Origin of the sequence: Hydrogenophaga sp. (assembly GCF_035481345.1) — a bacterium.
GTDB lineage: Bacteria > Pseudomonadota > Gammaproteobacteria > Burkholderiales > Burkholderiaceae_C > Hydrogenophaga.
Genome location: NZ_DATIGV010000095.1, coordinates 13,475 through 39,769 on the forward strand (window position 1 = coordinate 13,475; position 26,295 = coordinate 39,769).

Genomic DNA, 26,295 nt, shown 5'->3' on the forward strand with positions numbered 1-26,295 from the left:
ATGAGATAGTCAAACTTCCCTTGGCGAATGCCTTTCGCTCCAATGGCGCCTGTTCCAACGAGAGGTGTGCATGGCGAAGGCAATCACGGTCGCGGTGGTCGGTGCGGGCATCGGCGGTTTGACGGCGGCGCTGGCGCTGCTGCGCGCGGGCATCGACGTCCAGGTGTTCGAGCAGGCCACGCGCTTCGGCGAGGTGGGCGCGGGCATCCAGATGAGCGCCAACGGCACGCGCTGCCTGTTCGAACTGGGCCTTGAAGCGCCCCTGCGCGCTGCGGCCAGCGTGCCGGCGGGCAAGCAGATCCGCCTGTGGAGCACGGGCCAGCGCTGGACCCTGTTCGACCTGGGTGAGCGCTCGGTCGAGCGCTACGGATTTCCGTACCTGATGCTGCACCGTGCCGACCTGCACGCCGTGCTGGTGCAGGCACTGAACGCGCTCAAGCCCGACGCGATCCGGTTGGGAACCCAGGTCAGGGGGCATGAAGAGCGCGGGGGGCGCGTCTGGCTGGACATCAAGGGCGCGTCGCCGGTGGGTGTCGATGCCCTGATCGGCGCCGACGGCATCCACTCCGCCTGTCGCGCGCAGATGTTCGGCGCCGGCACGCCCTGGTTCACCGGCTGCATGGCCTGGCGCGGTCTGGTCCCCGCCAGGGATCTGCCCGAGCACCTGTCGGCGCCCGTGGGCACCAACTGGGTCGGGCCGGGCGCGCACGTCATCACCTACCCGGTGCGCCGCGGCGAGCTGATCAACTTCGTCGGCGTGGTCGAGCGCGGCGACTGGACACACGAATCCTGGAACAGCCGGGGGCGGATCGAGGACTGCCTGAAGGACTTCGAGGGCTGGCACGAGGACGTGCAGCGCATCATTCGCGCGATCGACCAGCCCTACCAATGGGCGCTGCTGGGGCGCGAACCCATGCCCGTCTGGAGCAAGGGCCGCGCCACGCTGCTGGGCGACGCCTGCCATCCCACGCTGCCATTCCTGGCGCAGGGCGCCATGATGGCCATCGAGGATGGCGTGGTGCTCGCGCACTGCCTGGCCGCCAGCCCCCAGGACCCGGCGGGCGCCTTCCGCCGCTACGAGTCGCTGCGCCAGGAGCGCACCGCGCGCATCGTGCGCGGCTCGGCCGACAACGCGCGGCGCTTCCACAACCCCGAACTCGCGCACGCCGAGGGCGCGGCCGCCTACGTCGAGCGCGAATGGACACCGGAGCAAGTGAACCGCCGCTACGACTGGCTGTTCTCCTACGACGCCACGCGCGCCGCGCAAGAACCCGCCTCGCCGCTCGTCGCCTGATGCCGTGCCAGGACGCGCGCGTTTGCTCCCACCCCGGTGATCTGTCAAGAGGGGAATCTACATGTTGCAACGTCAACGTTGCAGTAGGAACATAAATCCAGAAGAGCAATGACCCGGCAAGGGATGTGCGGCGCCCGCTGCACCCACGACAGCCCGTTCAGACAACAGGAGACAAACATGATCCAGCGACGCAGCCTTCTCAAGACCGGTGCCGCCGTGGCGGTGGCCGGCCCCATGCTCAACAGCTTCGCCCAGCAGGCCGTGAGCCTGCGCTTCCACACCTTCATGGCGCCCACGTCCAACGTCTGGACGATCATGCTCAAGCCCTGGATGGAGAAGGTGGAGAAGGACTCGGGCGGGCGCATCCGGTTCGAGGGCTACCCGGCCATGCAGCTCGGCGGCACGCCGCCGCAGCTCTACGACCAGGCGCGCGACGGCGTGGCCGACATCGTGTGGACCCTGCCGGGCTACACGCCCGGGCGCTTCGTGCGGGGCGAGGTGTTCGAGCTGCCCTTCATGATGACCGAGGCCGGCGCCACCTCGCGCGCCTACTGGGAGTACATCCAGACCCAGGCGCCCGACGAGTTCAAGGACACCAAGGTGCTGGCGCTGCACGTGCACGGCCGGGGCTCCTTCCACTCGACGCAGCAGATCAAGACCGTCGCCGACCTGAAGGGCATGAAGCTGCGCGCGCCCACGCGGCTCATCACGCGCCAGCTTGCCATCTACGGCGCGGTGCCGGTCGGCATGCCGCTGCCGGGCATTCCGGACGCACTGTCCAAGGGCACGATCCAGGGTGTGGCCACGGCCTGGGACGTGGTGCCCTCGGTGAAAGTGCACGAGCTCACGAAGTTCTCCACCGAGTTCGCCGACGACGTGCCCGCCTTCTACACCGGCACCTTCGTGATGGCCATGAACCGCGCCAAGTACGAGTCGCTGCCGCCGGACCTGAAGAAGGTGATCGACGCCAACTCGGGCATCGACACCTCGGCGCAGTTCGGAACCATCACGCAGTCGAGCGACGCCATCGGCCGCAAGGCCGTGATGGACCGCGGCAACCCCATCCACACGATTCGCAAGGTGGAGGCCGAGGAGTTCATCAAGCTGGCCGGCCCGGTGAAGGACGAGTGGGTGGCCGACATGAACAAGCGCGGCTACGACGGGCAGAAGCTGCTGGCCACGGCCAAGTCGCTGATCGCCAAGTACTCCAAGACCTGAAGGACAGACGAGAGAAAGGAACCCCCATGTTCATCCTGAACACCTGGTACATCGCCGCCTGGGGCAGCGAGATCACCGACAAGCCCTTCGCGCGGCGCATCTGCAACCAGCCCGTGGTGCTGTTTCGCGACCAGCAGACGAAGAAGATCGCCGCGCTGGAGGACAAGTGCTGCCACCGCGCCGCGCCACTGTCCATGGGCGTGGTGGTGGAGGCCGGCCTGCAGTGCGGCTACCACGGCGTGGTGCACGACTGCGCGGGCCGCTGCGTGCACATTCCCGGCCAGGACAAGATTCCCGCGCGCGCCAAGGTGCGCGCCTACCCGGTGGTGGAGAAGAACGAGTTCATCTGGATCTGGATGGGCGACCCCGAGCTCGCCGACGAGTCGCTGATCGTCGACTACCCGTTCAACGACGACCACGCGCACTGGCCCCACCACCAGGGCTTCTATCACATCAAGGCGGGCTACATGCTCATGGTGGACAACCTGATGGACCTGACCCACCTGGGCTACGTGCACGGCTCCACCATCGGCGGCAACCCGCTCACGCATGTCGAGGCGCTGATGGACGTGACGAAGACCGACGACAGCATCAAGTACGTGCGCTGGATGTTGGATTCGGTGCCGCCGCCCACCTACCTGGCGGCCGTGCCGTTCAAGGGCCGCGTGGACCGCTGGCAGGAGTTCGAGTTCTCGCCGCCGAGCAACGTGCTGCAGTGGAGCGGTGCGGTGGACGCCGGCACCGGTGCGCGCGAGAACGGCAAGCGCACGGGCGGCTTCTCGCTGCGCATCTTCCACGGCCTCACGCCCGAGACGGAGAACACCTGCTTCTACTTCTACGCCCCGGCCAACGGCTACCGGCCCGAGGACGAGGCCGCCACCGCCGCGCTGATGGACCACATCTCCGAGGCCTTCCTGGAGGACAAGCTGATCTGCGAAGGGCAGCAGGCGCGGCTGGACGAACTCGGCGATGGCGCGCTGGTGGACATCGTCTCCGATGCCACGCGCGTGCAGTTGCGGCGCATCGTGCGGCGCATGGCCGAGGCCGAGGCGCGCCAGAACGAGGCGCGCGCGCTGGAGAAGGCCCAGCGCGTGGCGGTACCGCAGGTGTGAGGGCGTGAGCGGAGCCGGCATGCAGGCCTTGCAACTGCGCGTGGTGCGCAAGTCGATGGAGGCGGGCAGCGTGGCCGCCTTCGAATTGCGCTCGCTCGATGGCGCGGCGCTGCCGGCCTTCACGGCCGGCGCGCACGTCGACGTCTTCCTGCGCGACGGGCTGGTGCGCCAGTATTCGCTGTGCAATGCGCCCTGGGAGCGCGACCGCTACGTGATCGGCGTGCAGCGCAAGGCCGACTCGCGCGGCGGCTCCATCGCCCTGCACGACGAAGTGCACGAAGGCAGCGTCGTGGGCATCGGCCTGCCGCGCAACCTGTTCCCCATGGTGCCGGCGCGGCGTTCGCTGCTGTTCGGCGCGGGCATCGGCATCACGCCGCTGTTGTCCATGGCCGAAACGCTGCACGCGCGCGGTGAAGCCTTCGAACTGCACTACAGCGCACGCTCCCCCGAGCAGGCGGCGTTCCGCGCGCAACTCGCCGCCGCGCCCTACGCCGATCGCGTGCGCTTCCATTTCAGCGCGGGCCCCGGCGCCAACCGCCTGGAGCTCCCGCCCTTGCTGTCCACGCCCGATCCCGACGCGCGGCTCTACGTCTGCGGGCCCACGGGCTACATCGAGGACATCGTCACCTTCGCGTCCGCGCACGGCTGGCGCGGTGACCAGGTGTGCGTGGAGCGATTCGCTGCCACACCGGTGGCCAGCGTCGACGGCGAACAGGCCTTCGATGTGGTGCTGGCCCGCAGCGGCCGGCGCTTCACCATCGCCCCGGGTCAGGCCATTCACGAGGTGCTGTTGGAGGCCGGCGTTGACGTTCCCCTGTCGTGCGAGCAAGGCGTGTGCGGCACTTGCCTCACGCCCGTGCTGGCTGGCGTGCCGGACCACCGCGACAGCTTTCTGGACGCGAGCGAACACGCCCGCAACGACTGCATGACCCTGTGCTGCTCGCGCGCGAAATCGCCCGAGCTGGTGCTCGACCTCTGACACGAACCCGATGACCGAAACCGATCTCGACATTCCCACCGCCGACGGCGCGATGAATACCCGCGTGGTGTCACCCGGCGGCAGTGGCCCGTACCCCGTGGTGCTGTTCTACATGGACGCCTTCGGCGTGCGCGATGAGCTGCACGAGATGGCGCGGCGCCTCGCGGCCAAGGGCTACCTGGTGCTGCTGCCCAACCTCTACTACCGCGAGACGCGGCGCTTCGTCATGAAGGGAGGCGAGGAGGGCATGAACGAGATGCGCGCCATGATGGGCCGCCTGCGCATCGATCTCGTCAACCGGGACACGCGGGCGATGCTCGACTTCCTGGACACGCAGCCTACCGCCGATGCGCGCCGCGTGGGCGCGGTGGGCTACTGCATGAGCGGGCCGTTCGTGTTCGCTGCCGCCACCGAGTTCGCGGACCGCATCGCCGCCATCGCCTCCATCCACGGCGCCAACATGGTGACCGAGCGCGCCGATTCGCCGCACCGTGCCGCCGAGCGCCTGCGCTGCGAGACCTACGTGGCCTGCGCCGAAGTGGACAAGTGGGCATCGACCGACGACATGGCGGTGCTGGAGCGCGCGCTGCAGGCCAGCGGCGCGCCCTTCCGGCTGGAGTGGTACCCGGGCGCGCAGCACGGCTTCGTGTTCCCGTCGCGCAGCGGCGCCTACGAGCACGCCAGTGCCGAACGCCATTGGCAACGCCTGTTCGATCTCTTCGGGCGCCGCCTCTGAGAAGGGCGGGCGCCTGGCGCCCGCCGCTTCGTTCAGCCCACGCGTTGCACCGCCGGCCGCGCGGCCACGGCCTTGAGCCAGCGGTCGATCGCCGGCGTGTCACCGAGTTGGCCGCCCGACAGCTGCTTCACGCGCTGCAGCCAACCCGCTGCCGAACAGAAGGTGGGAATGTCGGCGATCGAGTACTCGCCGCAGATGTACTCGTGTTGCTGCAAACGCCGCTCCAGCACCTTGAAGAGGCGCACCGCCTCGGTGCTGAAGCGCTCCACCGTGCCGGGCACTTTCTCGGGCAGGTCCGCGTAGTGGTGCAGTTGCGGCAGCGTGCCGCCCACCGATCCCGTGCCCCACACCAGCCAGGCCAGCACGTCGAAGCGCTTCGCGCCCGAGGCGGGCAACAGCCTGCCGCTTTTCTCGGCCAGGTAGGTGAGGATGGCCGCGGTCTCGAAGACCGGCACATCGCCCTGCGGCGTGTGGTCCACGATCGCCGGGATCTTGTTGTTCGGCGAGATCGCCAGGAAGGCCGGGTCGAACTGCTCGCCCTTGGTGATGTCGACCTTGCGCGTCTCGTAGGCCTCGCCGGATTCCTCCAGCATGATCTGCGCCTTGCGGCTGTTGGGGCCAGGGTAGGTGTAGAAGGTGATCACACGCGCTCCTCAGCCCGCCACGGTCTTGGAATCGATCAGCTCGATCTTGTAGCCGTCCGGGTCTTGAACGAACGCCAGGTGCAGGGTGTCGTTCTTCATCGGCCCGGCCTCGCGCACGATGTTGGCGCCCTTGGCCTTGAGGTCCGCGCAGGTGGCGTAGATGTCGTCCACCGCGATGGCGATGTGGCCGTAGCCGCCGCCGAGTTCGTAGGGCTTGTCCTGGTCCCAGTTGTGGGTGAGTTCGATCACGGCGTGGTTGATCTCGGCGCCGTAGCCCACGAAGGCCAGCGAGAAGCGGCCCTCGGGGTAGTCCTTGCGGCGCAGCAGCTTCATGCCCATGAGGCGGGTGTAGAAGTCCAGCGACTTGTCCATGTCCTTCACGCGGATCATGGTGTGCATCACGCGGTGGTTGGGCTGGTGGGCCGGCGTCGTGTCCGTCTGGCTCATGTGTGTCTCCTGTCGGGGCGAATGGGTCTTGACAGCGCCATCCGCGGGGTGGGGTGGAACCTCATTTTGAGTTGCAATACCAACGTTGAGGTGGCAACATTATGCGAAGATTTCCGCGAACCACCAAGCCCTTGATGAGGAGACACGAATGACGCAGGCCACGCCTTTCACTCACACCACCGACGAGCTGACGCTGAGTCGCATCGCGCATCAGGTGGCCGAGTACCGCTGGCCGCGCACGCCCGAGGGCGCCGGTTGGGCGCTGGGCGCCGAGCCTGCGACGATGCGCTACCTGGTTCAACGCTGGCGCGACGGATTCAGCTGGCGCACGGAAGAGGCGAGATTGAACGAGCGACCGCAGTTCAAGGCCCGCGTCGGCGGGTTGGACCTGCACTTCGTGCACCAGCGTGCCGCCGCGGGCAACGGCCGCCTGCCCGTGTTGCTGATGCACGGCTGGCCCGGCTGCTACCTCGAATACCTCGACGTGGCCGACCGGCTCAACCGGGCGGGCCACGACACCGTGGTCGTCTCGCTGCCCGGCGCGGGGCATTCGGACACACCCGCGAAGCTGATGGGCCCGCGCGCCATGGCTGACCTGATGCACGCGCTGATGACCGAGGTGCTGGCGTATCCGCGCTACCTCGCGCACGGCGCCGACTGGGGCTCCATCCTGGCGGGCTGGCTCGGTTTCGACCACCCGCAGGCCTGCGCGGGTGTGCACATGACCATGGTGAGCCCGCGCTTCGTGGCCGGTGCCGCCAGCGCGCCCGAGGAGCAGCAGTGGCTGGGCGCGTTCCGCGAGCGCTTCGAGGACGACGGGGCCTACTTCCGCCTGCAGACCTCGCGCCCCCTGACGGCCGGCTACCTGCTCAACGACAACCCCGTGGGCCTGCTGGCCTGGATGCTGGAGAAGTTCGCCGCCTGGGGCGACCCGGCCGAGGCCGACCGATCGGCGCTGTTCCAGACCCCCGCGCGCGCCGACCAGTTGCTGCGCAACGTGATGCTCTACCTCGTCACCGGCACCGCGGCCACGTCCACGTGGATCTACCGTGGCTTGGCCAGCGAAGGCCCGCCAGGCTACCCCGGCGGCCAGCGCGTGGAGGTGCCGGTGGCACTGGCCGCCACGCGCGACCCGATGTTCGTGCTGCCCCCGCGCAGCCTGGTGGAGAAGGCCTACCGCGTCGCGCGCTGGATTGAGCTGCCGCGCGGCGGACACTTCCCCGGCTACGAGGTGCCCGAGCTGTTGAGCGAGGACATCCGCGCCTTCGCGAGCGGCCTTTGAGCGCGAAGGCGCGCGCGGGCGCTGCTTGTACAGTACGTCCCTGTCGCATCCAAGCTAGGGACCATTGAATGGCAACGTCGGGGAAGAAGGCCGCTACGGAGCAGGCGCGAAAGAAGCGCGAGGTGCTCAACCTCGCCCACTACGTCACCTACTTCTACACGGTCCTGGCGAACAAGCTGTCCAGCGGGGCCTCGCGCCTGTACCTCAAGCGCTTCGGCATCGGCATCATCGAATGGCGCGTGATGGCCATGGTCGCGATCGAACCCGACATCACGCCGGCGCGCATCACGCAGGTCATCGGCCTGGACAAGGCCTCGGTGAGCCGCGAATCCCGTCGGCTGGAGGAGAAGGGCTACCTGGCCGTGGCCGAGGACCCGAGCAACCAGCGCCGCAAGCTGCTGAGCCTCACGCCCCTGGGCTACGAGATGCACGACCGCATCATCCAGGTGGCGCTGGAACGCGAGCGCCGCCTGCTGTCGGACCTGAGCGCCGACGAGGTGGAGACCCTGGTGGACCTGCTGCAGCGGACCACCGCGAAGATTCCCTACGTCAACGAGTTCGACCCGGGCTCCACGGCGGCGACGACCACCAAGGCCCGCAGCCGCAGCAAGAACACCTTGCTGCGCTGAACGCTCACAGCGTGCGCGCCAATGCCTGCGCGGCCTGCGCCAGGCGCGGCAGGAACTGCGGCAGCCGCGCCAGCGGCACCCGCGCCGCCGGCGCCTGCAGCGCCAGCGCGCAGCGCACGTCGCGCTCGCCCGCGGCGCGCACCGGCACCGCGATGCACACCAGGCCGTCGACGAATTCCTCCGCGTCGAAGGCATGGCCCTGGCGGCGGATGGTGGCCAGCTCGGTCTCCAGCGCCTCGCGGCGCGTGAGCGTGGTGGCGGTGTGCCGGCTCAAGGCCAGGCCATCGAGCAGGGCCTGGCGCCGCGCCGCCCCCAGGTGCGCCAGGAACAGCTTGCCGCTGGCCGAGCAGTGCAGCGGCACGCGCGTGCCGGGGCGCAGCTCCAGCCGCAGGGGGAAAGCCGATTCCACGCGGTCCAGGTAGACCACCTCGGCGCCCGAGAGCGCCGTGAGGTTGCAGCTCTCGCCCAGCTCGGCCACCAGCTGGCGCAGCACCGCGTGGCGCACGCCGTGTTGCGTGCTCGCGCCCAAGGCGCCTTCGCCCAGGCGCAGCAGGCGCGGCGCCAGCGCATAACGGCGGCCGTCGGGCTCGCGCTGCAGCCAGCCACCCTGCTCCAGTTGCTGCAGCATGCGGTGCACCGTGGGCTTGGGCCAGCCGGTGCCGGCGACCACCTCGGGCAGGGCCAGTGGCCGACCCTCGCGCACCAGGTGCTCGAGCAGGTCCATCAGGCGCAGGCCTGGGCTGGTGAGGGAGGTGTCGCTGTCCATGTCTCGGATTTCGAGACAAATCTCTAAAAGTTTTCGAGACGAAGTGTAGGGGCGACCTACAGTCGCCCGCAAGACAACAGAGGAGACCCGGGCCTTGCGATTCCACAACGCCGTGCTCACCGGTGCCTGCGGCGGCTTCGGCCAGGCGCTGGCGCGCCGGCTCATCGCGGGTGGCGCGCGGGTGGGACTGGTCGGTCTCGACCGGGCGGTGCTCGACGATCTCGCCGCGCTCGCGCCGGGCCGCTGCGCCGTCTTCACGCCCGACGTGAGCGATCACCGCGCCATGGCCGACGTGGGCACCGACTGGATGGCGCGCTTCGGCGCGCCCGATCTGATCATCGCGAACGCGGGCGTGGCCGGCGGCTTCGACACCGCGCGCCCCGACGACCTGCGCGTGATGCGCCGCATGCTGGAGATCAACCTGCTCGGCGTGGCCTGCACCTTCTCTCCCTTCCTGGGCGCGATGCAGGACGCGGGACGGCCCGCCGCGCTGGTGGGCGTGGCCAGCATCGCGGGCTGGCGCGGCATGCCGGGCAACGGCGCGTACTGCGCCAGCAAGGCGGGCCTCATCACCTACCTGCAGAGCCTGCGCGCCGAACTGCGGCCCACGCCCATCACCGTGCACACCGTGAGCCCCGGCTACCTGCGCACCGCGCTCACCGCCGGCAACCGATTCGCCATGCCGGGCCTGCTGGAGCCCGACGAGGCCGCGCGCCGCCTGCTCGCGGGCGTGGACAGGGGCGTCGAACACATCGTGCTGCCGCGGCGCATCGGCTGGTTGTCGCGCGCGCTGAACCTGCTGCCCGAGACGCTGCACGACCGCATCCTGCTGGGCCAGCCGCGCAAGCCACGCGCGGGCGAACCCGGTTCCACCAATATCCCCGGCTTGAAGTGAAGACACCCACCGAACAACAGATCGCCCTCATCGGTGCCGGCCCGTCGGGCCTGGCCGGCGCGCGCTGCCTGCAGAAGAACGGCATTGCCTTCCAGGGCTTCGAGGCGCACGGCGACGTGGGCGGGCTCTGGAACATCGGCAACCCGCGCTCCACCGTCTACGAATCGGCGCACCTCATCTCCAGCAAGCGCATGACGGAGTTCCTGGAGTTCCCCATGCCCGATCGCGTGGCCGATTACCCCAGCCACCGCGAACTGCTCGACTACTTCCGCGCCTTTGCCGACCACTTCGGCCTGCGCCAGCACTACCGCTTCCACACCCGCGTGCTCAAGGCCGAGCCGCTGTCGGAGGCGCCCGACACGCTCTGGCGCCTCACCACCCAGACCGGCGACGCGCCGCCCGAGACCGCGATCTTCAAGGGCGTGGTCATCGCCAATGGCACCCTGGCCGAGCCGAACCTGCCGCGCTTCGAGGGGCGCTTCGATGGCGAGATCTGGCACACCTCGTTATACAAATCGGCCACGCAGCTCACCGGCAAGCGCGTGCTCATCGTGGGCGCGGGCAACTCGGGCTGCGACATCGCGGTGGACGCCGTGCACCACGCCAGGAGCATCGACATCTCCGTGCGGCGCGGCTACTACTTCGTCCCCAAGTACGTGTTCGGCAAACCCGCCGATTCGGTGGGCGGCAGGTTCAAGCTGCCGCCCTGGCTCAAGCAGCGCATCGACAGCACCATCCTCAAGTGGTTCACGGGCGATCCGGTGCGCTTCGGCTTCCCGAAGCCCGACTACCGGATGTACGAGTCGCACCCCGTGGTGAACTCGCTCATCCTGTACCACATCGGCCACGGCGACGTGGGCGTGCGCCCCGACGTGGCGCGCCTGGATGGCCGCACCGTGCACTTCAAGGACGGCAGCGCGCGCGACTACGACCTCATCCTCACGGCCACCGGCTACAAGCTGCACTTTCCCTTCATGGACCACGCACTGCTGAACTGGCAGGGCATGGCGCCGGGTCTGTACCTCAACATCTTCGCGCCGCGCTTCGACCGCCTCGCGGTGCTGGGCATGGTGGAGGCCAGCGGCCTGGGCTGGCAGGGCCGCTACGAACAGGCCGAGCTGGTGGCGCGTTACCTCAAGGCGCTGGACGCGGGCGCGCCGCAGGCCGCGGCGCTCAAGGCCGCCAAGGCCGGGCCGCCGCCGGACCTCTCGGGCGGCTACCGCTACCTCAAGCTCGAGCGCATGGCCTATTACGTGCACAAGGACACCTACCGCAAGGCCGTGCGCGAAGCGGCCAAGGCATTCGACTAAGCCGCGAGGAGACACCGCATGCTGCCCATCGACGAGATCCGCCTGAACTTCAACCCCGCCTCGCTCGCGGTGCTCAACGCGGTGCTGGCCTTCCTGATGTTCGGCATCTCGCTGGACACGCGCCTTGACGACTTCAAGCGCGTGGCCCGCATGCCGCTGGCGTTCGCCGTGGGCGTGGTGGCGCAATTTCTCTTCCTGCCCGCCATCACCTACGCGCTCACGCTGCTGCTGGGCGTGGGGCCCAGCATTGCGCTGGGCATGATCCTGGTGGCCTGCTGCCCGCCCGGCAACGTGAGCAACATCCTCACGCACCGCGCCAACGGCAACGTGGCCCTGAGCGTCTCCATGACGGCGGTGTCCAACGCCATCGCCATCGTGGCCATGCCGCTGAACTTCGCCTTCTGGGGCGGCATCCACCCCACGGCCTCGGCGCTGCTCAAGACCATCGCGCTCGACCCGGTGCAGATGGTGGGCCACATCCTGCTCATCATCGGCATCCCCTTCGCGCTGGGGCTGTGGGTGGCGCACCGCTTCCCCGCGCTCACCGCGCGCTTCAAGAAGCCGGTGCGCATCATCAGCTTCCTCGCGCTCATCGGCTTCATCGTCGGCGCCATCGCGGGCAACTGGCGCTACTTCCTCGACTACGTGGGCCTGGTCATCGTGGCCGTGGCCATCCACGACGCGCTGGCCTTCCTCATCGGCTGGCTCAGCGCGCGCGCCGTGGGCCTGCCCGACTACGACCGCCGCGCCCTGTCCATCGAGGTCGGCATCCGCAACGCGGGCCTCGGCCTGGTGCTCATCTTCAGCTTCTTCGGTGGCCTGGGCGGCATGGCGGTGGTGGCCGGCGTGTGGGGCTTCTGGGACATCATCGCCGGCATGCTGCTGGCGGGCTGGTGGGGCAGGCGGCCGTTGCAGGGCGGCGTGCCCACACAGGCCCAGGCATGACGGCCGCATGAGAGCGCAACGCATCCTCATCACCGGCGCCGACGGCTTCCTTGGCCGGGGTCTGGTCGACGCGCTCGCGCGCCGCGGCCTCTCCCACGTCGGTGGCGACACCGTCGTCGCCACCGACGTGCGCGAGGTGGAGCCCGCGCGCCGGCTCCCTGGCATCACCTACCGCCGGCTCGACGTGCGCGACCAGGGCCTGGGCGCGGTGCTCGCCGAGCACCGCATCGACACCGTCGTGCACCTCGCCTCCATCGTCACGCCCGGCAAGGGCTCCACGCGCGAGTTGGAGTACGCGGTGGACGTGGGCGGCACGCGCAACGTGCTCACCGCCTGCCTGGCGCACGGCGTTCAGCACCTGATCGTCTCTTCCAGCGGCGCGGCCTACGGCTACCACGCCGACAACCCCGCCTGGATCACCGAAGACCACCCCCTGCGCGGCCACGAGGCCTTCGCCTACGCGCACCACAAGCGCCTGGTGGAAGAGATGCTGGCCGAGGCGCGCCGTCACCATCCTCAGCTCGCGCAGACCGTGCTGCGCATCGGCACCATCCTGGGCGAGCGCGTGGACAACCAGATCACCGCGCTGTTCGAGAAGCCGCGTCCCATCGCCATCGCCGGCAGCGACAGCCCCTTCGTCTTCATCTGGGACGAGGACGTCGTCGGCGCGCTGCTGCATGCGCTGGATGGCAAGGGCCCGCCCGGTTGCTTCAACCTCGCGGGCGACGGCGCGCTCACCATCCACGAGATCGCCGCGCGCCTGGGCAAGCGGCCCCGCGTGTTCCCCCCTGGCCTGCTGCGCGCCGCGCTGGCCCTGGGCCGCGCGCTCGGCGTGTCGCGCTACGGGCCCGAGCAGATCGACTTCCTGCGTCACCGCCCGGTGCTGCTCAACACCGCGCTGAAGGAGCGCTTCGGCTACGTGCCCAAGAAGACCAGCGCCGAAGCCTTCGACGCCTTCGTGGCCGCGCGGCGCGCGCAAGGGCGCCCGCTGTGAGTGAACCCACCCCGTTCTCGCGCGGCGATGCGCTGCGCGCGTTGGCCGTGGTGGTCATCTGGGGTTTGAACTTCGTGGTGATGAAGCTCGGCCTGCAAAGCATCAGCCCCATGCTGCTGGGCGCGCTGCGCTTCGCGGCGGCGTCCTTGCCCTTCCTGTTGTTCGTGCGGCCGCCGCCACTCCCCTGGCACTTCATCGCGGGCTACGGGCTGGTACAGGGCCTGGGCCAGTTCGGCTTCCTCTTCCTCGGTCTGCAACTGGGCATGACGGCCGGCATGGCCTCGGTGGTGATGCAGACGCAGGCCTTCTTCACCCTGTTGCTGGCGGTGCCCCTGCTGGGCGAGCGCGTGCGCGCGAACCAATGGCTGGGCCTGGGCGTTGCCCTGGCGGGGCTGCTGATGATCGCCTCGGCGCACGGCGAAGGGCCGGGCCAGATGACGCTGGCGGGCTTCGTGCTCACGCTGTCGGCCGCGGCCATGTGGGCCTTGTCGAACATCGTGGCGCGCCGCGCCAGCCAGATCGCGCGCTACGAGCCCTTTCCCTTCGTGGTGTGGAGCAGCGTGTTCCCCATCCTGCCGTTCGCATTGATCGCGCTGGCCACCGACGGCCCGGCGAGCGTGCGACAACAGTTGGCCGGCATGGGCCCGGGCGCCTGGTTCGCAGTGCTGTACCTGGCCCTGGGCGCCACGCTGCTGGCCTACAGCCTGTGGACGCGCCTGCTGCAACGCCACGCCGCCACGCGCGTCACGCCGTTCTCGCTGCTGGTGCCGGTGGTGGGCTTGTGGGCGGCGTGGGTGGCGTATGGAGAGGCGCCGCTGGGGCTGCAGTGGGTGGGAACGGGAGCGGTGTTGGTGGGGCTGGTGGTGAATCAGGTGAGAGGTGGGCGGGTAGGGCGGTGAGCGCCTGCGCTCAGGGCGCTGTCGACCCGCAAGGCCCAGCCGGCAGCCAAGGGTTTGCACTGATGGCTCTAGTCCTATAGAGGACTAGAGTTCAGCGCATGAACACCAGCCTGCACCTCGTCACCGCCGCCGAGCCCGGCCTCAGCCGCTACGCCTCGCTGGCGCAGGCCCTGCGCGCGCGCGTGGTGGCCGGCGAATGGTCGCCCGGTTCGGCCCTGCCGGCCGAGAGCCAACTCGCCAAGGAACACGGCGTGGCCCTGGGCACCATGCGGCGCGCGCTGGAACTGCTGGTGGAGCAAGGTTTCATCGAACGCATCCACGGCCGCGGCACCTTCGTTCGCCAGGGGCTGGCCGGTGCCTCCATGCTGCGGTTCTTCCGCTTCGACAGCGGCACCGGCGAGGTCCCCGCCTCCCGCATCCTGCAGCGCAGCCGCGTCAACGCGCCCGCGGCGGTTTCGCGCGCGCTGGGCATCGGATCCGGCGAACCGGTGCTGCGCTTGCACCGCCTGCGCCTCATGGGCGAACAGCCGTGCCTGTTCGAAGAACTCTGGCTGCCGCTGGACCTGTTCGAGCCGCTGGCCGACGACGACCTCGCCACCTGGGACGACCTGCTCTACCCCATGTTCGCCCGCAAGGTGCAGGTGCACATCCACCGCGCGCTCGACGACATCGGCTTCGGCCAGCTCAGCGCCGCGCAGGCCCGGCACCTGGGGCTGCCCGCCGGGCACCCCTGTGCGCAGGTGCAGCGCTCGGCCTACGACCTGTCGGGCCGGTGCGTCGAACGGCGCACCACGCGCGGCGACGCCCACGCCTTTCACTACACCGTCAACATCACCTGAAGGAAACACCATGGCCCACACGAACACGCCTCTCCATGGCTGGAGGCCCTCGCGCCGCCACCTGATCGCATCGGCCGGCGCTGCCCTGGCCGCGCCCTGGGTCGGCGCCCACGCGCAGGCGAAGATTGCCGCGGGCAAGCCGATCACGCTGGTCGTGTCCTACCCGCCCGGCGGCGGTGCCGACCTCATGGCCCGCACCATCGCCCCCAAGCTGGAAGCCGCACTGGGCCAGACGGTGGTGGTGGAGAACAAGGCCGGTGCCAGCGGCCAGCTGGCCGCCGGCCACGTGGCCCGCGCCACCGCCGACGGCAGCGTGCTGCTGCTGGACGCCTCGTCCTTCGCGGTCAACCCGTCGCTTTTCCCCAAGCTGCCCTACGACACCGCCACGGCGTTCACGCCACTGGCCGTGCTCGCCACCTTCCCCAACGTGCTGGTGTGCACGCCCAGCTTCGAAGCGAAGAGCGTGAAAGACGTGATCCGCCTGGCGAAAGCCGGGCCGCTGAACTACGCCTCGTCGGGCAGCGGCTCGGCCCAGCACCTGGCCGGTGCCCTGTTCGAGCAACGGGCGGGTGTGAGCCTGACCCACGTGGCCTACCGCGGCGGCGGCCCGGCCATGAACGACGTGATGGGCGGGCAGGTCCCGCTGTTCTTTGCCAACGTGGCGTCGTCGCTGGGCCACATCCAATCGGGGCGCTTGCGCGCGCTGGCCGTCACGAGTGCCCTGCGCGCCCGTTCCCTGCCCGAGGTGCCCACCATGGCCGAAGCCGGTGTGGCGGGCTACGAGGTGCTGGAGTGGAACCCTATTCTGGCGCCGGCCGGCCTGCCGGCCGATACGAAGGCCGCGCTGGTGGCGGGCATTCGCCGGGCGCTGGAAGACGCCGAGGTGCTGGGTCGCATCCGCCAGCTCGGCGGCGACGTGTTCGCCGACGCCAGCCAGCAGAGCGCCGGCAAGTTCATCGCGGCCCAGCAGGCGCTGTGGGCCAAGGTGATCAAGGAACGCAAGATCACCACCGGATGAACCCGAGCCCCAGCTCCGTCCCCTGCGGCTGGGATTGCCATGTGCACGTGTTCGACCCGGCGCACCCGGCGCAGGCCGGCCACTACCGGCCGGTGCTGCGCGACCTGCCCGAGATCGAGTCGGCGGCGCGGTCACTGGGTGTGGGCCACCTCGTGCTGGTGCAGCCCAGCGTCTACGGCACCGACAACCGCCTGATCCTGCGCGCGCTGGCCCGCGAGCCGGGCCGGCATCGGGGCGTGGCCGTGGTGGACACGGCGGTGACCGACGCCGAGCTCGACGCCATGCACGCGCTGGGCGTGCGCGGCGTGCGCTTCAATCTGGTCTCGCCCGTGGGCAACGGCCCCGAGGCCTGGCGTGCGCTCGTGCCGCGGCTGAAGGCGCGCGGCTGGCACGTGCAGTGGTACGCCCGCCACGACCAGCTCGCCACCATCGCCGAGCTGCACGAGGGCAGCGGCCTCATCGCCGTGCTCGATCACCTCGCCGGCCTGCACGCCGGCATCGACGACGACGCCCACGCATGGACCGCGCTGCAGCGCCTGGCCGGGCAGGGCGCCTGGGTCAAGCTCTCGGGCTGGTACCGGCTGCAGGCCAGCGCACCCTACGGCGCGCTGCACGCCCCCATCCGGCGCGTGGCGCAGACCCTGGGCGAGCGCCTGGTCTGGGGGTCCGACTGGCCGCACACCGCTTTCGCACCCGACGACCTGCCCCCCTACGCCAGCGTCTGGCACCCCGTGGTGCAGGCCCTGGGCGAGGACCGCGCCGCCGCCGTGCGCGCGGCCGGCGCCTTGCTCTACGCCTGAGCAAGGACGAGACTCGCGCCATGCGCATCCTGCTCGCCGAAGACGAGACCGATCTGGGCACCTGGCTGGTCAAGGCCCTGGGCCAGAACGACTGGCAGGTCGACTGGGTGAACGATGGCCGCCTGGTGCGGCGCAGCTTGAAGGCCACCCGGTACGACGCGCTCATCCTCGACCTGGGCCTGCCCGGCCTGGGCGGGCACGACGTCCTGTCCGACCTGCGCGAGGCCGATGAGCGCCTGCCGGTGCTCATCCTCACCGCGCGCGATTCGCTCATGGAGCGGGTGAGCTGCCTGCACGGCGGCGCCGACGACTTCCTGGCCAAGCCCTTCGACGTGGCCGAACTCGAAGCGCGTTTGATCGCCCTCGTCCGCCGCGCGCGCGGACAGGACCATCCGCGCTTTGCCTGCGGACCGCTGAGCTACGACAGCGCGTCCCGGCAGTTCCGTCTGCAGCACGAGGCGCTGAGCCTCACGCCGCGCGAACACGCGGTGCTGCGCGCGCTCATCCAGCACCCGGGCGAGCCGCTGTCCAAGCGCGAACTGCTGGAGCGCGTGTTCTCCGACGAGCAGGACGTTCACCCCGAAGCCATCGAGGTGCTGATCCACCGCCTGCGCAAGCGGCTGGAGGCCTCGCCCGTGCGCATCGCCACCTTGCGCGGGCTGGGCTACCAGCTCGAACACACCCCGTGACCGCCCTCGGCTGGGCCCGCGCCAGCATCCGCCGCTCCCTGCTGGTGCTGCTCTTGCCTGGCCTGGGCGCCGTGATCGCGGGCGAGCTCTGGCTGGGCTGGCGCACCGCCAGCGAGGCGGCCGACGCCGCCTACGACCGCTCGCTGCTGGGCGCGGTCAAGTCCATCGATTCGAGCGTCTCCACCGCCAGCGGCGGCATCGGTGTGGAGCTGCCCTACCGCATGCTCGAGTTCTTCGAGCTCACCGCGCAGGGCCAGGTGTTCTATCGCGTGGCCACCGAAGACGGCCTGGTCGAGATCGGCAGCGCCGACCTGCCCGCCCCGCCACAGCCGCTCGAGACCGGTCAACCGCAGTTTCACGAAGGCGAGTACCTGGGCCAGGCGGTGCGCGTCGGCAGCTACGCGCGCGAGCTGACCCCGCCGCTGGCCGGACACGCCGGGCCCCAGCGCGTGCTCATCCAGGTGGCCGAAACGCTGGAAGCGCGCAAGGATTTCCGGCGTGCGCTGATCCTGCAGTCGCTGGCGCGCGACGTGCTGCTGATGCTGGCCGCCACCGGCCTGCTGGCGCTGGCCATCGCCTGGGCCATGCGCCCGCTGGACCGGCTGCGCCAGGAGGTGGATGCGCGCGACCCCCAGGACCTGACCCCGGTGGACGACACCGGCGCACCGGCCGAGGTGCGGCCGCTGGTGCAGGCCATCAACCACCACATCGAACGCCACCGCGAACAGACCGAGGCGCGCCGCCGCTTCGTCGACGACGCGTCGCACCAGTTGCGCACGCCGCTGACCACGCTGGCCACGCAGGTGGCCTATGCGCAACGCGAGGTCGACCCAGCCGCGCAGCGCCAGGTGCTGGAGACCATCCGCGAGCAACTGGACGAAACCATCCGCCAGACCAACCAGATGCTGTCGCTGGCGCGCGCCGACAGCGCGCCGCCACAGCGCCAGCCCTTCGATGCCGTGGCGCTGGCCGAAGCCCTGGTGCGCCATTGGTGGGGCCCGGCGCGCGAACAGGGCGTCGATCTGGGCCTGGACGTGCCCGAGCACCCGCTGCCACTCAGCGGCGAGCCCGAGCTGCTGCGCGAGGCCGTGGCCAACCTGCTGCACAACGCCATCCGCCACGGAGGCGCGGGCGGCCACGTCACGCTCGTCGTGCGCGGCGAACCCGATGGCGCCGTGCAACTGGCCGTGGTGGACAACGGCCCGGGCCTGCCGCCCGACGAACTGGCGCGCGCCGGCGAACGTTTCTTTCGCGGCCGTGGCGGCGCCTTGCCGGGCTCCGGCCTCGGCCTGGCCATCGTGCGCACCGTGGCCCAGCGGCACGGCGGGCAGATGCGGGTGAGCGCGGGGCCCGAGGGCCGTGGGCTGGCCGTCGCGCTGCGCTTTCCCGCGCCGCCGGCGCGCGGACCGTTCCCGGGTTAACCCTCGGGTTTTGGGCGAAAGCCTGAAAGCGCCTTGAAAGTGCCCGGTTTCTACAGTGCCTCATCGCAGCAGCTCCGTTGCGAGCGTTCCACCCACCGAGGAGACACTTTCATGACACTGGCCCACCAGCTCGTCGCCGCCACCGTTGCGGTCTCTGCCCTGACCGCCTTCGCCAACCCGCTCGACAAGACCGAGTGCATCGCCCCCGCCAAACCCGGCGGCGGCTTCGACCTCACCTGCAAGCTGGTGCAGAGCGCGCTGCAGGACGGCAAGTTCATCGCCGACCCGATGCGCGTGACGTACATGCCCGGTGGCATTGGCGCGGTGGCCTACAACACCGTCATCGCGCAAAAGCCCGACGCGGCCAACACCATCGTCGCCTTCTCCGGCGGCTCGCTGCTGAACCTGGCGCAGGGCAAGTTCGGCCGCTACACCGAGAACGACGTGCGCTGGCTCGCCGCCATCGGCACCGACTACGGCGCCGTGGTGGTGGCCGAGAATTCGCCGTACAAGACCCTCAAGGACGTGATGGCCGCGATGAAGGCCGACCCCACCAAGGTGGTGCTGGGGGCTGGCGGCACCGTGGGCAGCCAGGACTGGATGAAGGCCGCACTGACCGCGCGCGCCGGTGGCGTGAACCCCAAGACCATGCGCTACGTGGCCTTTGAAGGCGGTGGCGAGGCACTGACCGCGCTGCAGGGCGGCCACATCCACGTCTTCACCGGCGACGCGGCCGAGGCCCAGCAGCAGATCAAGGCTGGCGCCAAGGTGCGCATCCTGGCGGTGATGAACGACAAGCGCCTGACGGGCGACATGGCCAACATTCCCACCGCCACCGAGCAGGGCTACGACGTGAACTGGCCCATCGTGCGCGGCTTCTACGTCGGGCCCAAGGTCAGCGACGCCGACTACCAGGTGTGGGTGGAGACCTTCAACAAGCTGATGGCCACGCCGGCCTACGACAAGCTGCGCAACGAACGCGGCCTGTTCCCCCTGGCGCTGACGGGCGCGCCGCTGGACGCCTACGTCAAGAAGCAGGTGGCGGGCTACCGCACCCTGGCCGAAGAGTTCGGCCTGAACGTCGTGCCCGCCAAGTGACCCCGGCAGGGCCGCCCTGTGCGGTGGCCCGCCCTTTGTTTCCCCACTGGAGTCGCCCATGAGTGACCGCGTCCTCGGCGCGGTGTGTGTTGTCGCGTCCGCCGCCATGGCCTGGGCCGCGCAAGACTACGCCGCCGCCATCTCCTACGAACCCGTCGGCCCGCGCGCATTTCCGCTGCTGCTGGCGGGCGGCCTGGGCCTGTCGGGCCTGTGGCTGGTGCTGCGCCCCGGCGCCGGGGCCGCGGCCTTCCGGGGTGTGCCCTGGAAGCCCACCGCCTTGTGCGCGGCGGCCGTGCTGGTCTACGCGCTGCTGTTTCAGTGGCTGGGTTTCCCGCTCGCCACGGCCTTGATGGCCGTGCCCGTGGGCATGGCCTTTGGCGGCAGCTGGAAGCAGGCGCTGACGGGGGGCGCCGCGCTCGGCCTGGTGCTCTACCTGCTGTTCGACAAGCTGCTGGACGTGGTGCTGCCCGCCGGCCTGCTGGCCACCTTGCTCGCAGGGGCCTGACATGGACATCCTTCAACACCTGGTGGCGGGCTTCGGCGTCGCGCTGAGCCCGACCAACCTGCTCATCGCCGCGCTCGGCTGCTTCATCGGCACCGTCGTCGGCCTGCTGCCCGGTCTGGGTCCCATCAACGGCGTGGCCATCCTCATGCCGCTGGCGTTCGCCATGAAGCTGCCGCCCGAGACCTCGCTCATCCTGCTGGCCGCGGTCTACATCGGCTGCGAGTACGGCGGGCGCATCTCGTCCATCCTGCTCAACGTGCCGGGCGATGCGGGCGCCATCATGACCGCACTCGACGGCTACCCCATGGCGCGCCAGGGCCTGGGCGGCGTGGCCTTGTCCATCTCGGCCTGGAGCTCGTTCGTGGGCTCGTTCATCGCCACCCTCGGCATCGTGCTGTTCGCGCCGCTGCTGGCGAGCTGGGCGCTGTCCTTCGGGCCGGCCGAGTACTTCGCGCTCATGTGTTTCGCCTTCGCCTGCATCGCCGGGCTCATGGGCGACGCGCCGGTCAAGGCCGGTCTGGCCGCCCTCATCGGCCTGTCCATGTCCTGCGTAGGGCTCGACTCCAACTCCGGTGTCTACCGCTTCACCGGCGGGGACATTCACCTGTCCGACGGCATCCAGTTCGTGGTGGTGGTCATCGGCGTGTTCTCCATCAGCGAGCTGCTGCTGATGCTGCAGCAGCACCACAGCAGCACCGGCCAGGTGACGCAGACCGGCCGCATGCTGTTCAACCTGAAAGAACTGGCCCACACCTGGTGGGGCACGGTGCGCTCCAGCGTGGTGGGCTTTGTGGTCGGTGTGCTCCCGGGGGCTGGCGCCACCATCGCCAGCGCCATGACCTACGCCATGGAAAAGCGGCTGACCGACACCGACGGCAGCTTCGGCAAGGGCGACATTCGCGGCGTGGCCGCGCCCGAAGCGGCCAACAACTCGGCCGCCACCGGCTCCTTCGTGCCCATGCTCACGCTGGGTGTGCCGGGCTCGGGCACCACGGCGGTGATGGTCGGTGCGCTGTCGCTCTACAACATCACCCCCGGCCCGGCCCTGTTCAACCAGCAGCCCGACCTGGTGTGGGGCCTGATCGCCTCGCTGTTCCTGGCCAACGTCATCCTGCTGGTGCTCAACATCCCGCTGGTGGGCGTGTTCACCAAGGTGCTGAGCGTGCCCAACTGGCTGCTGGTGCCGGGCATCGTGGCCGTCAGCAGCGTGGGCGTGTACGCCGTGCACGCCACCACGTTCGACCTGGTGCTCATGACCGTTCTGGGCCTGGCCGCCTACCTTCTGCGCCAGCAGGGCGTGCCCATGGCACCGCTGATCCTGGGCTTCGTGCTCGGCGACATGATGGAGCAGAACCTGCGCCGCGCGCTCTCCATCAGCAACGGCGAGCCGGGCATCCTGGTGGAGAGCCCGATCGCCATCGGACTGTGGACCGCGGCGGCGCTGATGCTGGTGGTGCCGTTGGTGTTGCGTCTGGTCAGGCGTCGGAGGCATCCTGACTTGCGTTCGGCCTCACAGTGCTGACTGCGGGCGCGCCTGCACAGGCGTGTGCCGCTCAAGGTCGAGGGGATCTCGCGATCTGGGGCTTGCGAGGGACGCCTTCCAAGTCCTTGTCCAACAGACAGTCGATGAATGCACCGAGGAGGGCGGGTCGATGCCGCCTGTTGGGGTAGTAGAGGAACATCCCCGGCCGCGAGATGGACCAGTCCGCCAGGACTTGCACCAGCCGGCCCTGGGCCAGGAGCTCGCCCACGCCATCTCGCTCGAAGTGATAAGCGATGCCGAGGCCGTTCAGCGCAGCCGCCAGGCCGATGTCGGCGTGATTGGTGACGACGGGGCCGTCTACCGCCACCTCGAGCCTTTTCCCCCTTTTTTCGAATTCCCAGCGGTAGTGTCTGCCGTCCATCTGCAGCCGCCAGTTGATGCAGGCGTGGCTGTGCAGATCGGCGGGTGTCTTGGGAATGCCTCGGCTGGCCAGGTACTCGGGCGACGCCACGGCCACCATGTTGAGGTCTGGCGTGAGGCGGATGGCAACCATGTCCTTCTCAAGCCGTCCACCCACGCGGATGCCTGCGTCGAAACGACCCGCGACGATATCGGCCAGCGCGTCATCGACCACGATGTCGAGTACCACGTCGGGGAACGCCTGATGAAAGCGTGAAAGCCTGGGCGCAATGATGGTTCTTGCGGCGATGCCCAGCGTGTTGATGCGAAGCGTGCCCGTGGTCTGTCCTGCGGCTTCGCTGGCTTCGGCTACTGCAACAGCCATCTCGCGAAACAGCGGGGCGATGCGCCTGTACAGCAGTTCACCACTGGCCGAGGGCGCGACGCTTCGTGTGGTGCGATTGAGAAGGCGCGCGCCGATCCGGCTTTCAAGCTGTCGAATGGTCTGGCTGAGCGCAGAAGGCGATAGGCCCAAATGCTCTGCCGCTCGGGCGAAGCTGGCTCGTTCGACCACGGCCGCGAAAGCTTTCAGCTCCGCGAATTCGGATCCGCGCATTATGTATTGCTTTCTACATAGATCATGAGAATTCTAGGGCATTCTCTAAATTCATCTCGACGCGCATCCTGCGGGCTTCATTCACCACATGGAGCCAACAACATGGACACCTCGACCCTTCCCGCGCCGATCGCCGCGTACGTCGCATCGCTGGAGATCACGGCATGAGCTTCGACCTCCAACTGAAAGGGCAGCGTGCCCTGGTGACGGGCGGCACCAAGGGTCTGGGCGCTGCTCTCGTCAAGAGCCTGCAGGACGCCGGCGTGCAAGTGATGACGACTGCGCGCACTGCTCCCGAGACGCCGCTTGAAGGTGTGACGTACGTCCAGACCGACTTGACGACCGCAGAAGGCGTGGCACAGCTCGCGCGTGCGGTCACCGAGCGCTGGGGCGGCGTCGACATCCTGATCAATTCCCTCGGCGGCTCGAACGCACCGGCAGGGGGTTTTGCGGCCCTGGACGACGCCATGTGGTTCAGTGAGCTGAACCTCAACCTCATGTCCGCGGTTCGTCTTGACCGCGCACTGCTGCCCGCCATGTTGGCAAAGGGCGCAGGCGTCGTCCTGCACGTGAGTTCGATTCAGCGTGTGCTTCCGCTCCCGGAGTCGACCACCGCCTATGCCGCGGCCAAGGGTGCCCTATCGACCTACAGCAAATCCTTGTCGAAGGAGGTCACGCCCAAGGGGGTTCGCGTGCTGCGCGTCTCGCCAGGCTGGATCGAGACCGAGGCTTCGGTGGCATTCGCCGAGCGAATGGCGGCCCAGGCGGGCACAGACTACGAGGGTGGCAAGAAGATGATCATGGAATGGCTCGGCGGAATTCCGGTGGGTCGGCCCGCCAGGCCGCAGGAGGTCGCAGACCTGATCACCTTCCTTGTGTCGCCGCGCGCGGCATCGGTGTCGGGCTCGGAACACGTGATCGATGGCGGGACGGTGCCGACGGTCTAGGTCGCCGTGCCATCGAACGGGATGGCCTGCTCGACCGTGTCCCAGATGAAACGCCCCGACGGGCATTGCTGTTCTTCGACGATGTGCGCCACCAGACCCGCCGCGCGCGAGATGACGGCGAAGCCGCGCATCACACCCGTGGCCACGCCGATTTCGCCCAGCAAGGCGGCCACGGCACCCGTTGCGTTGAGGGTGATGGCGCGGCCGGCAGCGGCATCGACGGCCGCGGACAGTTGCTCCAGCGCGCGGATCTTGTCGCCGGCGAGTTCGGGTTCGGCGCGCGCTAGCTCGAGCAGTTTGTAGGCGCGCGGGTCCACCGGTTTGTGCAGGTGGTGGCCAAACCCCGGCACGGGCTTCTTCAGGTTCTTGTGTTCCAGCGCGATGGCCGTCGCCTCGGCCTCGGGGTCGGCGGCGGCCGCGATGCGGTCGAGCAGGCGTGAGCAGTTCTCCATCGTGCCGACGAAGGAGCTGCCCACCGCCATCAGGCCTGCGGCAACGGCACCCTGCAGGTTCTCCGGGGCGCTCATGTAGATCAGGCGCGTGGTGATGGCGCTGGGCGTGAGGCCGTGCTCCATGAGCACGATGAGCACCGCGTCGGTGATGCGCAAATCCACGCCGCGGGGTTTGCGGTTGAGGATCTGCATCAGCATGACCTCGGTGAAGGTCTTCTGGCCCATCAGCTCGTCGACGAGGTTGGCGTCCCGGTAGTGCAGGCTGGTGAGCGTGTGGGTGCACAGGCGGGTGACGGGCGTGCCGGCAGGGGTGGTCATGGGGTGTCTTTCAGGCATCGCTGGCGGCAGCGGCGGACAGGGCGCGTTCGCGCACGGCGGTCTTGAGGACCTTGCCCACCGGAGAACGCGGCAGCATCTCGTAGAAGTGAATGTGTTTGGGCGTTTGTACCGGGCCCAAGCGCTCGCGCACGAAACGGATCAGTTCGGCTTCGGTGGCTTGCTGCCCAGGGCGCAGTTGCACGGCGGCCTGCACGGCCTCGCCCCACTTGTCGTCGGGAACACCGAAGACCGCGCACTCGTGCACCGACGGGTGCTGGCCCAAGGCGTTTTCCACGTCCACGGGGTAGACGTTGAAGCCACCGGTGATGACCATGTCCTTGAGCCGGTCCTTGAGGTAGAGGTAGCCGCGCTCGTCGATCAGGCCCCGGTCACCGGTGTGCAGCCAGCCGTCCACGATCGTTTCGGCGGTCTTCTCGGGCAACCGCCAGTAGCCGGACATCAGCAGGTCGCCCCGGGCCACCACTTCGCCCACCTGTCCCGGCGGCAACAGCTCGCCGTCGGGCGCCATGATGGCCACGTCGCTGAACCAGGTGGTGCGGCCCACCGACGCCCAGTTGCGCGGATCGTCGAAGTCTTCGGGGCGCATCGCGGTGAGGATCTGGGGCGCCTCGGTCTGGCCGTAGGTGGTGCCCAGCACCGGCCCGAAGAAGTCCCGCACTTCGCGAATCTTCTCGGGCGGCATGGGCGCGCCGCCGTAGATGAGGCGACGCAAGTGCGGGAAGTCCGCGCGCGACGCACCCGGCAGGGCCATCAGCATGTAGACCAGCGTGGGGGGCATGAAGCAGGCGGTGCCGCCGCGCTCCCTGAAAGCGGTTCGCACGGCTTCGGCACCCGCACCGGGCAGCACCACGTGGCAGCCCCCTTGGGCCAGGATGGGCAGGATGTAGGTGGATGTGCCGTGCGTGATCGGTGCCGCGACGATGTAGCGTTCGTGCTCGTCAAAGCCCCAGGCGTGGATCTGGTTGCTGATGTTGGCCATCCAGGCGCGGTACGTCTGCATCACGCCCTTGGGCAGGCCGGTGGTGCCACCCGTGAACTTGATGGCCTGCGTGGCCTCGGGCGGCAGGGACAAGGCGGGGCGCGGCGCACCGGCATGCCGCGCGCACAGCGCTGCGAGGCTGGGCGCGTCGGTGCCGTCCGCCGGGGAGCTGTCCATCGGGCCGCACAGAATGCGCGCGCCCGGTGCCCCCTCCAGCAGGGAGGTGCAGGCCGCGTCCATGACCAGGATGGAGGGTTGCGTGGCGTCGATGAGCCGGCGGATTTCCGGTGGGGTGCTCTTGGGGTTCAGTGGCACCCACACCTTGCCGCAGGCCAGCACGGCCAGCAGCGCCGCGATGTGCCCGGCACTGTTGCTCGCGCAAATGCCGACACGGCTTTGCGCGCCCGGGTCGATGGCGACGAGCCCCGCGGCGATGGCGGCCACCTGGTTGGCCAGCGCGGCGTAGGAGATGGCGCCGTCGGGCGCATCGATGGCGGTGCGCTCAGGCCAGCGTTGCGCGGCGCGCCAGAAGAAGTCGATGGGATGCATGCGCGGGGCTT

The 26,295-nt window shown here is 69.4% G+C and carries 27 protein-coding genes; 21 read left to right on the top strand and 6 right to left on the bottom strand.

The window, feature by feature from the left end; all coding sequences use genetic code 11:
* Positions 1-70 precede the first annotated feature (70 nt).
* The 5 genes from VLG41_RS10345 to VLG41_RS10365 all read left to right on the top strand — a co-directional run bounded on the left by VLG41_RS10345 (position 71) and on the right by VLG41_RS10365 (position 5,339).
* Positions 71-1,294 (top strand): FAD-dependent monooxygenase, encoded by a 1,224-nt coding sequence (locus VLG41_RS10345; RefSeq protein ID WP_325349312.1) that lies wholly within the window; start codon positions 71-73, stop codon positions 1,292-1,294.
* A gap of 177 nt (positions 1,295-1,471) precedes the next feature.
* Positions 1,472-2,512: a TRAP transporter substrate-binding protein gene (locus tag VLG41_RS10350; RefSeq protein WP_325349313.1), complete on the top strand. Its 1,041-nt coding sequence runs from the start codon at positions 1,472-1,474 to the stop codon at positions 2,510-2,512.
* A gap of 26 nt (positions 2,513-2,538) precedes the next feature.
* Entirely contained in the window at positions 2,539-3,624 is a 1,086-nt protein-coding gene (locus VLG41_RS10355; RefSeq protein WP_325349314.1) for an aromatic ring-hydroxylating dioxygenase subunit alpha, read from the top strand.
* 19 nt (positions 3,625-3,643) lie between these two features.
* On the top strand, positions 3,644-4,603 hold the full coding sequence (locus tag VLG41_RS10360; protein WP_325349315.1) for a PDR/VanB family oxidoreductase: 960 nt from the start codon (positions 3,644-3,646) through the stop codon (positions 4,601-4,603).
* A gap of 10 nt (positions 4,604-4,613) precedes the next feature.
* The gene (locus VLG41_RS10365; protein WP_325349316.1) at positions 4,614-5,339 is read left to right on the top strand and encodes a dienelactone hydrolase family protein; all 726 of its coding nucleotides are present in this window, start codon (positions 4,614-4,616) and stop codon (positions 5,337-5,339) included.
* Positions 5,340-5,371: 32 nt separating this feature from the next.
* On the opposite strand, the gene VLG41_RS10370 is transcribed toward VLG41_RS10365, so the two are convergent.
* Together VLG41_RS10370 and gloA are read right to left on the bottom strand one after the other, a co-directional pair.
* Positions 5,372-5,983, bottom strand: a complete 612-nt coding sequence (locus VLG41_RS10370) for a glutathione S-transferase family protein (protein ID WP_325349317.1) — start codon at positions 5,981-5,983, stop codon at positions 5,372-5,374.
* Positions 5,984-5,992: 9 nt separating this feature from the next.
* Positions 5,993-6,430, bottom strand: coding sequence for a lactoylglutathione lyase (gloA, locus tag VLG41_RS10375; protein ID WP_325349318.1), 438 nt, complete (start codon positions 6,428-6,430; stop codon positions 5,993-5,995).
* Between the two features lie 148 nt (positions 6,431-6,578).
* Here gloA and VLG41_RS10380 point away from each other — a divergent pair, with 148 nt between their 5' ends.
* Positions 6,579-7,712, top strand: coding sequence for an epoxide hydrolase (locus VLG41_RS10380; RefSeq protein ID WP_325349319.1), 1,134 nt, complete (start codon positions 6,579-6,581; stop codon positions 7,710-7,712).
* Positions 7,713-7,780: 68 nt separating this feature from the next.
* Positions 7,781-8,341, top strand: coding sequence for a MarR family transcriptional regulator (locus tag VLG41_RS10385; RefSeq protein ID WP_325349320.1), 561 nt, complete (start codon positions 7,781-7,783; stop codon positions 8,339-8,341).
* Between the two features lie 4 nt (positions 8,342-8,345).
* On the opposite strand, the gene VLG41_RS10390 is transcribed toward VLG41_RS10385, so the two are convergent.
* Positions 8,346-9,107 carry an IclR family transcriptional regulator gene (locus VLG41_RS10390; protein ID WP_325349321.1) on the bottom strand — a complete coding sequence of 254 codons (762 nt, stop codon included), beginning with the start codon at positions 9,105-9,107 and terminating at the stop codon, positions 8,346-8,348.
* A 94-nt stretch (positions 9,108-9,201) separates the two neighbouring features.
* Between VLG41_RS10390 and VLG41_RS10395 the strand changes: the two genes are divergently transcribed.
* The 13 genes from VLG41_RS10395 to VLG41_RS10455 all read left to right on the top strand — a co-directional run bounded on the left by VLG41_RS10395 (position 9,202) and on the right by VLG41_RS10455 (position 22,042).
* A complete protein-coding gene (locus tag VLG41_RS10395; protein WP_325349322.1) occupies positions 9,202-10,002 on the top strand; it encodes an SDR family oxidoreductase in 801 nt (266 codons plus the stop codon).
* Positions 9,999-11,312 (top strand): flavin-containing monooxygenase, encoded by a 1,314-nt coding sequence (locus VLG41_RS10400; protein WP_325349323.1) that lies wholly within the window; start codon positions 9,999-10,001, stop codon positions 11,310-11,312. Before VLG41_RS10395 ends, VLG41_RS10400 begins: the two co-directional genes overlap by 4 nt.
* Before the next feature lie 18 nt (positions 11,313-11,330).
* On the top strand, positions 11,331-12,257 hold the full coding sequence (locus VLG41_RS10405; protein WP_325349324.1) for a bile acid:sodium symporter family protein: 927 nt from the start codon (positions 11,331-11,333) through the stop codon (positions 12,255-12,257).
* A 7-nt stretch (positions 12,258-12,264) separates the two neighbouring features.
* A complete protein-coding gene (locus tag VLG41_RS10410; RefSeq protein ID WP_325349325.1) occupies positions 12,265-13,251 on the top strand; it encodes an SDR family oxidoreductase in 987 nt (328 codons plus the stop codon).
* Positions 13,248-14,150, top strand: a complete 903-nt coding sequence (locus tag VLG41_RS10415; RefSeq protein WP_325349326.1) for an EamA family transporter — start codon at positions 13,248-13,250, stop codon at positions 14,148-14,150. The genes VLG41_RS10410 and VLG41_RS10415 overlap by 4 nt, the downstream gene beginning before the upstream one ends.
* A gap of 98 nt (positions 14,151-14,248) precedes the next feature.
* Positions 14,249-14,989 carry a GntR family transcriptional regulator gene (locus tag VLG41_RS10420; RefSeq protein WP_325349327.1) on the top strand — a complete coding sequence of 247 codons (741 nt, stop codon included), beginning with the start codon at positions 14,249-14,251 and terminating at the stop codon, positions 14,987-14,989.
* 10 nt (positions 14,990-14,999) lie between these two features.
* A complete protein-coding gene (locus tag VLG41_RS10425; RefSeq protein WP_325349328.1) occupies positions 15,000-16,007 on the top strand; it encodes a tripartite tricarboxylate transporter substrate binding protein in 1,008 nt (335 codons plus the stop codon).
* Positions 16,004-16,807, top strand: a complete 804-nt coding sequence (locus tag VLG41_RS10430) for an amidohydrolase family protein (RefSeq protein WP_325349329.1) — start codon at positions 16,004-16,006, stop codon at positions 16,805-16,807. The genes VLG41_RS10425 and VLG41_RS10430 overlap by 4 nt, the downstream gene beginning before the upstream one ends.
* 20 nt (positions 16,808-16,827) lie before the next feature.
* Complete coding sequence (locus tag VLG41_RS10435) at positions 16,828-17,496, top strand: response regulator (protein WP_325349330.1); 669 nt, start codon at positions 16,828-16,830, stop codon at positions 17,494-17,496.
* Complete coding sequence (locus VLG41_RS10440; protein WP_325349331.1) at positions 17,493-18,917, top strand: sensor histidine kinase; 1,425 nt, start codon at positions 17,493-17,495, stop codon at positions 18,915-18,917. Before VLG41_RS10435 ends, VLG41_RS10440 begins: the two co-directional genes overlap by 4 nt.
* A 111-nt stretch (positions 18,918-19,028) precedes the next feature.
* Positions 19,029-20,015 carry a tripartite tricarboxylate transporter substrate binding protein gene (locus VLG41_RS10445; protein ID WP_325349332.1) on the top strand — a complete coding sequence of 329 codons (987 nt, stop codon included), beginning with the start codon at positions 19,029-19,031 and terminating at the stop codon, positions 20,013-20,015.
* A gap of 58 nt (positions 20,016-20,073) precedes the next feature.
* Entirely contained in the window at positions 20,074-20,520 is a 447-nt protein-coding gene (locus VLG41_RS10450) for a tripartite tricarboxylate transporter TctB family protein (protein WP_325349333.1), read from the top strand.
* Between the two features lies 1 nt (position 20,521).
* Positions 20,522-22,042, top strand: a complete 1,521-nt coding sequence (locus VLG41_RS10455; RefSeq protein ID WP_325349334.1) for a tripartite tricarboxylate transporter permease — start codon at positions 20,522-20,524, stop codon at positions 22,040-22,042.
* A 31-nt stretch (positions 22,043-22,073) separates the two neighbouring features.
* Here the strand turns inward: VLG41_RS10455 and VLG41_RS10460 are convergent, their stop codons facing one another.
* Complete coding sequence (locus VLG41_RS10460) at positions 22,074-23,018, bottom strand: LysR family transcriptional regulator (protein WP_325349335.1); 945 nt, start codon at positions 23,016-23,018, stop codon at positions 22,074-22,076.
* Between the two features lie 164 nt (positions 23,019-23,182).
* On the opposite strand from VLG41_RS10460, the gene VLG41_RS10465 reads away from it, so the two are divergent.
* Complete coding sequence (locus tag VLG41_RS10465) at positions 23,183-23,965, top strand: SDR family oxidoreductase (RefSeq protein WP_325349336.1); 783 nt, start codon at positions 23,183-23,185, stop codon at positions 23,963-23,965.
* Here VLG41_RS10465 and VLG41_RS10470 read toward each other — a convergent pair.
* Together VLG41_RS10470 and VLG41_RS10475 are read right to left on the bottom strand one after the other, a co-directional pair.
* Entirely contained in the window at positions 23,962-24,735 is a 774-nt protein-coding gene (locus VLG41_RS10470; protein WP_325349337.1) for a citryl-CoA lyase, read from the bottom strand. The genes VLG41_RS10465 and VLG41_RS10470 overlap by 4 nt on opposite strands.
* Positions 24,736-24,745: 10 nt before the next feature.
* Positions 24,746-26,284, bottom strand: coding sequence for a class I adenylate-forming enzyme family protein (locus tag VLG41_RS10475; protein WP_325349338.1), 1,539 nt, complete (start codon positions 26,282-26,284; stop codon positions 24,746-24,748).
* Between the last annotated feature and the right edge of the window lie 11 nt (positions 26,285-26,295).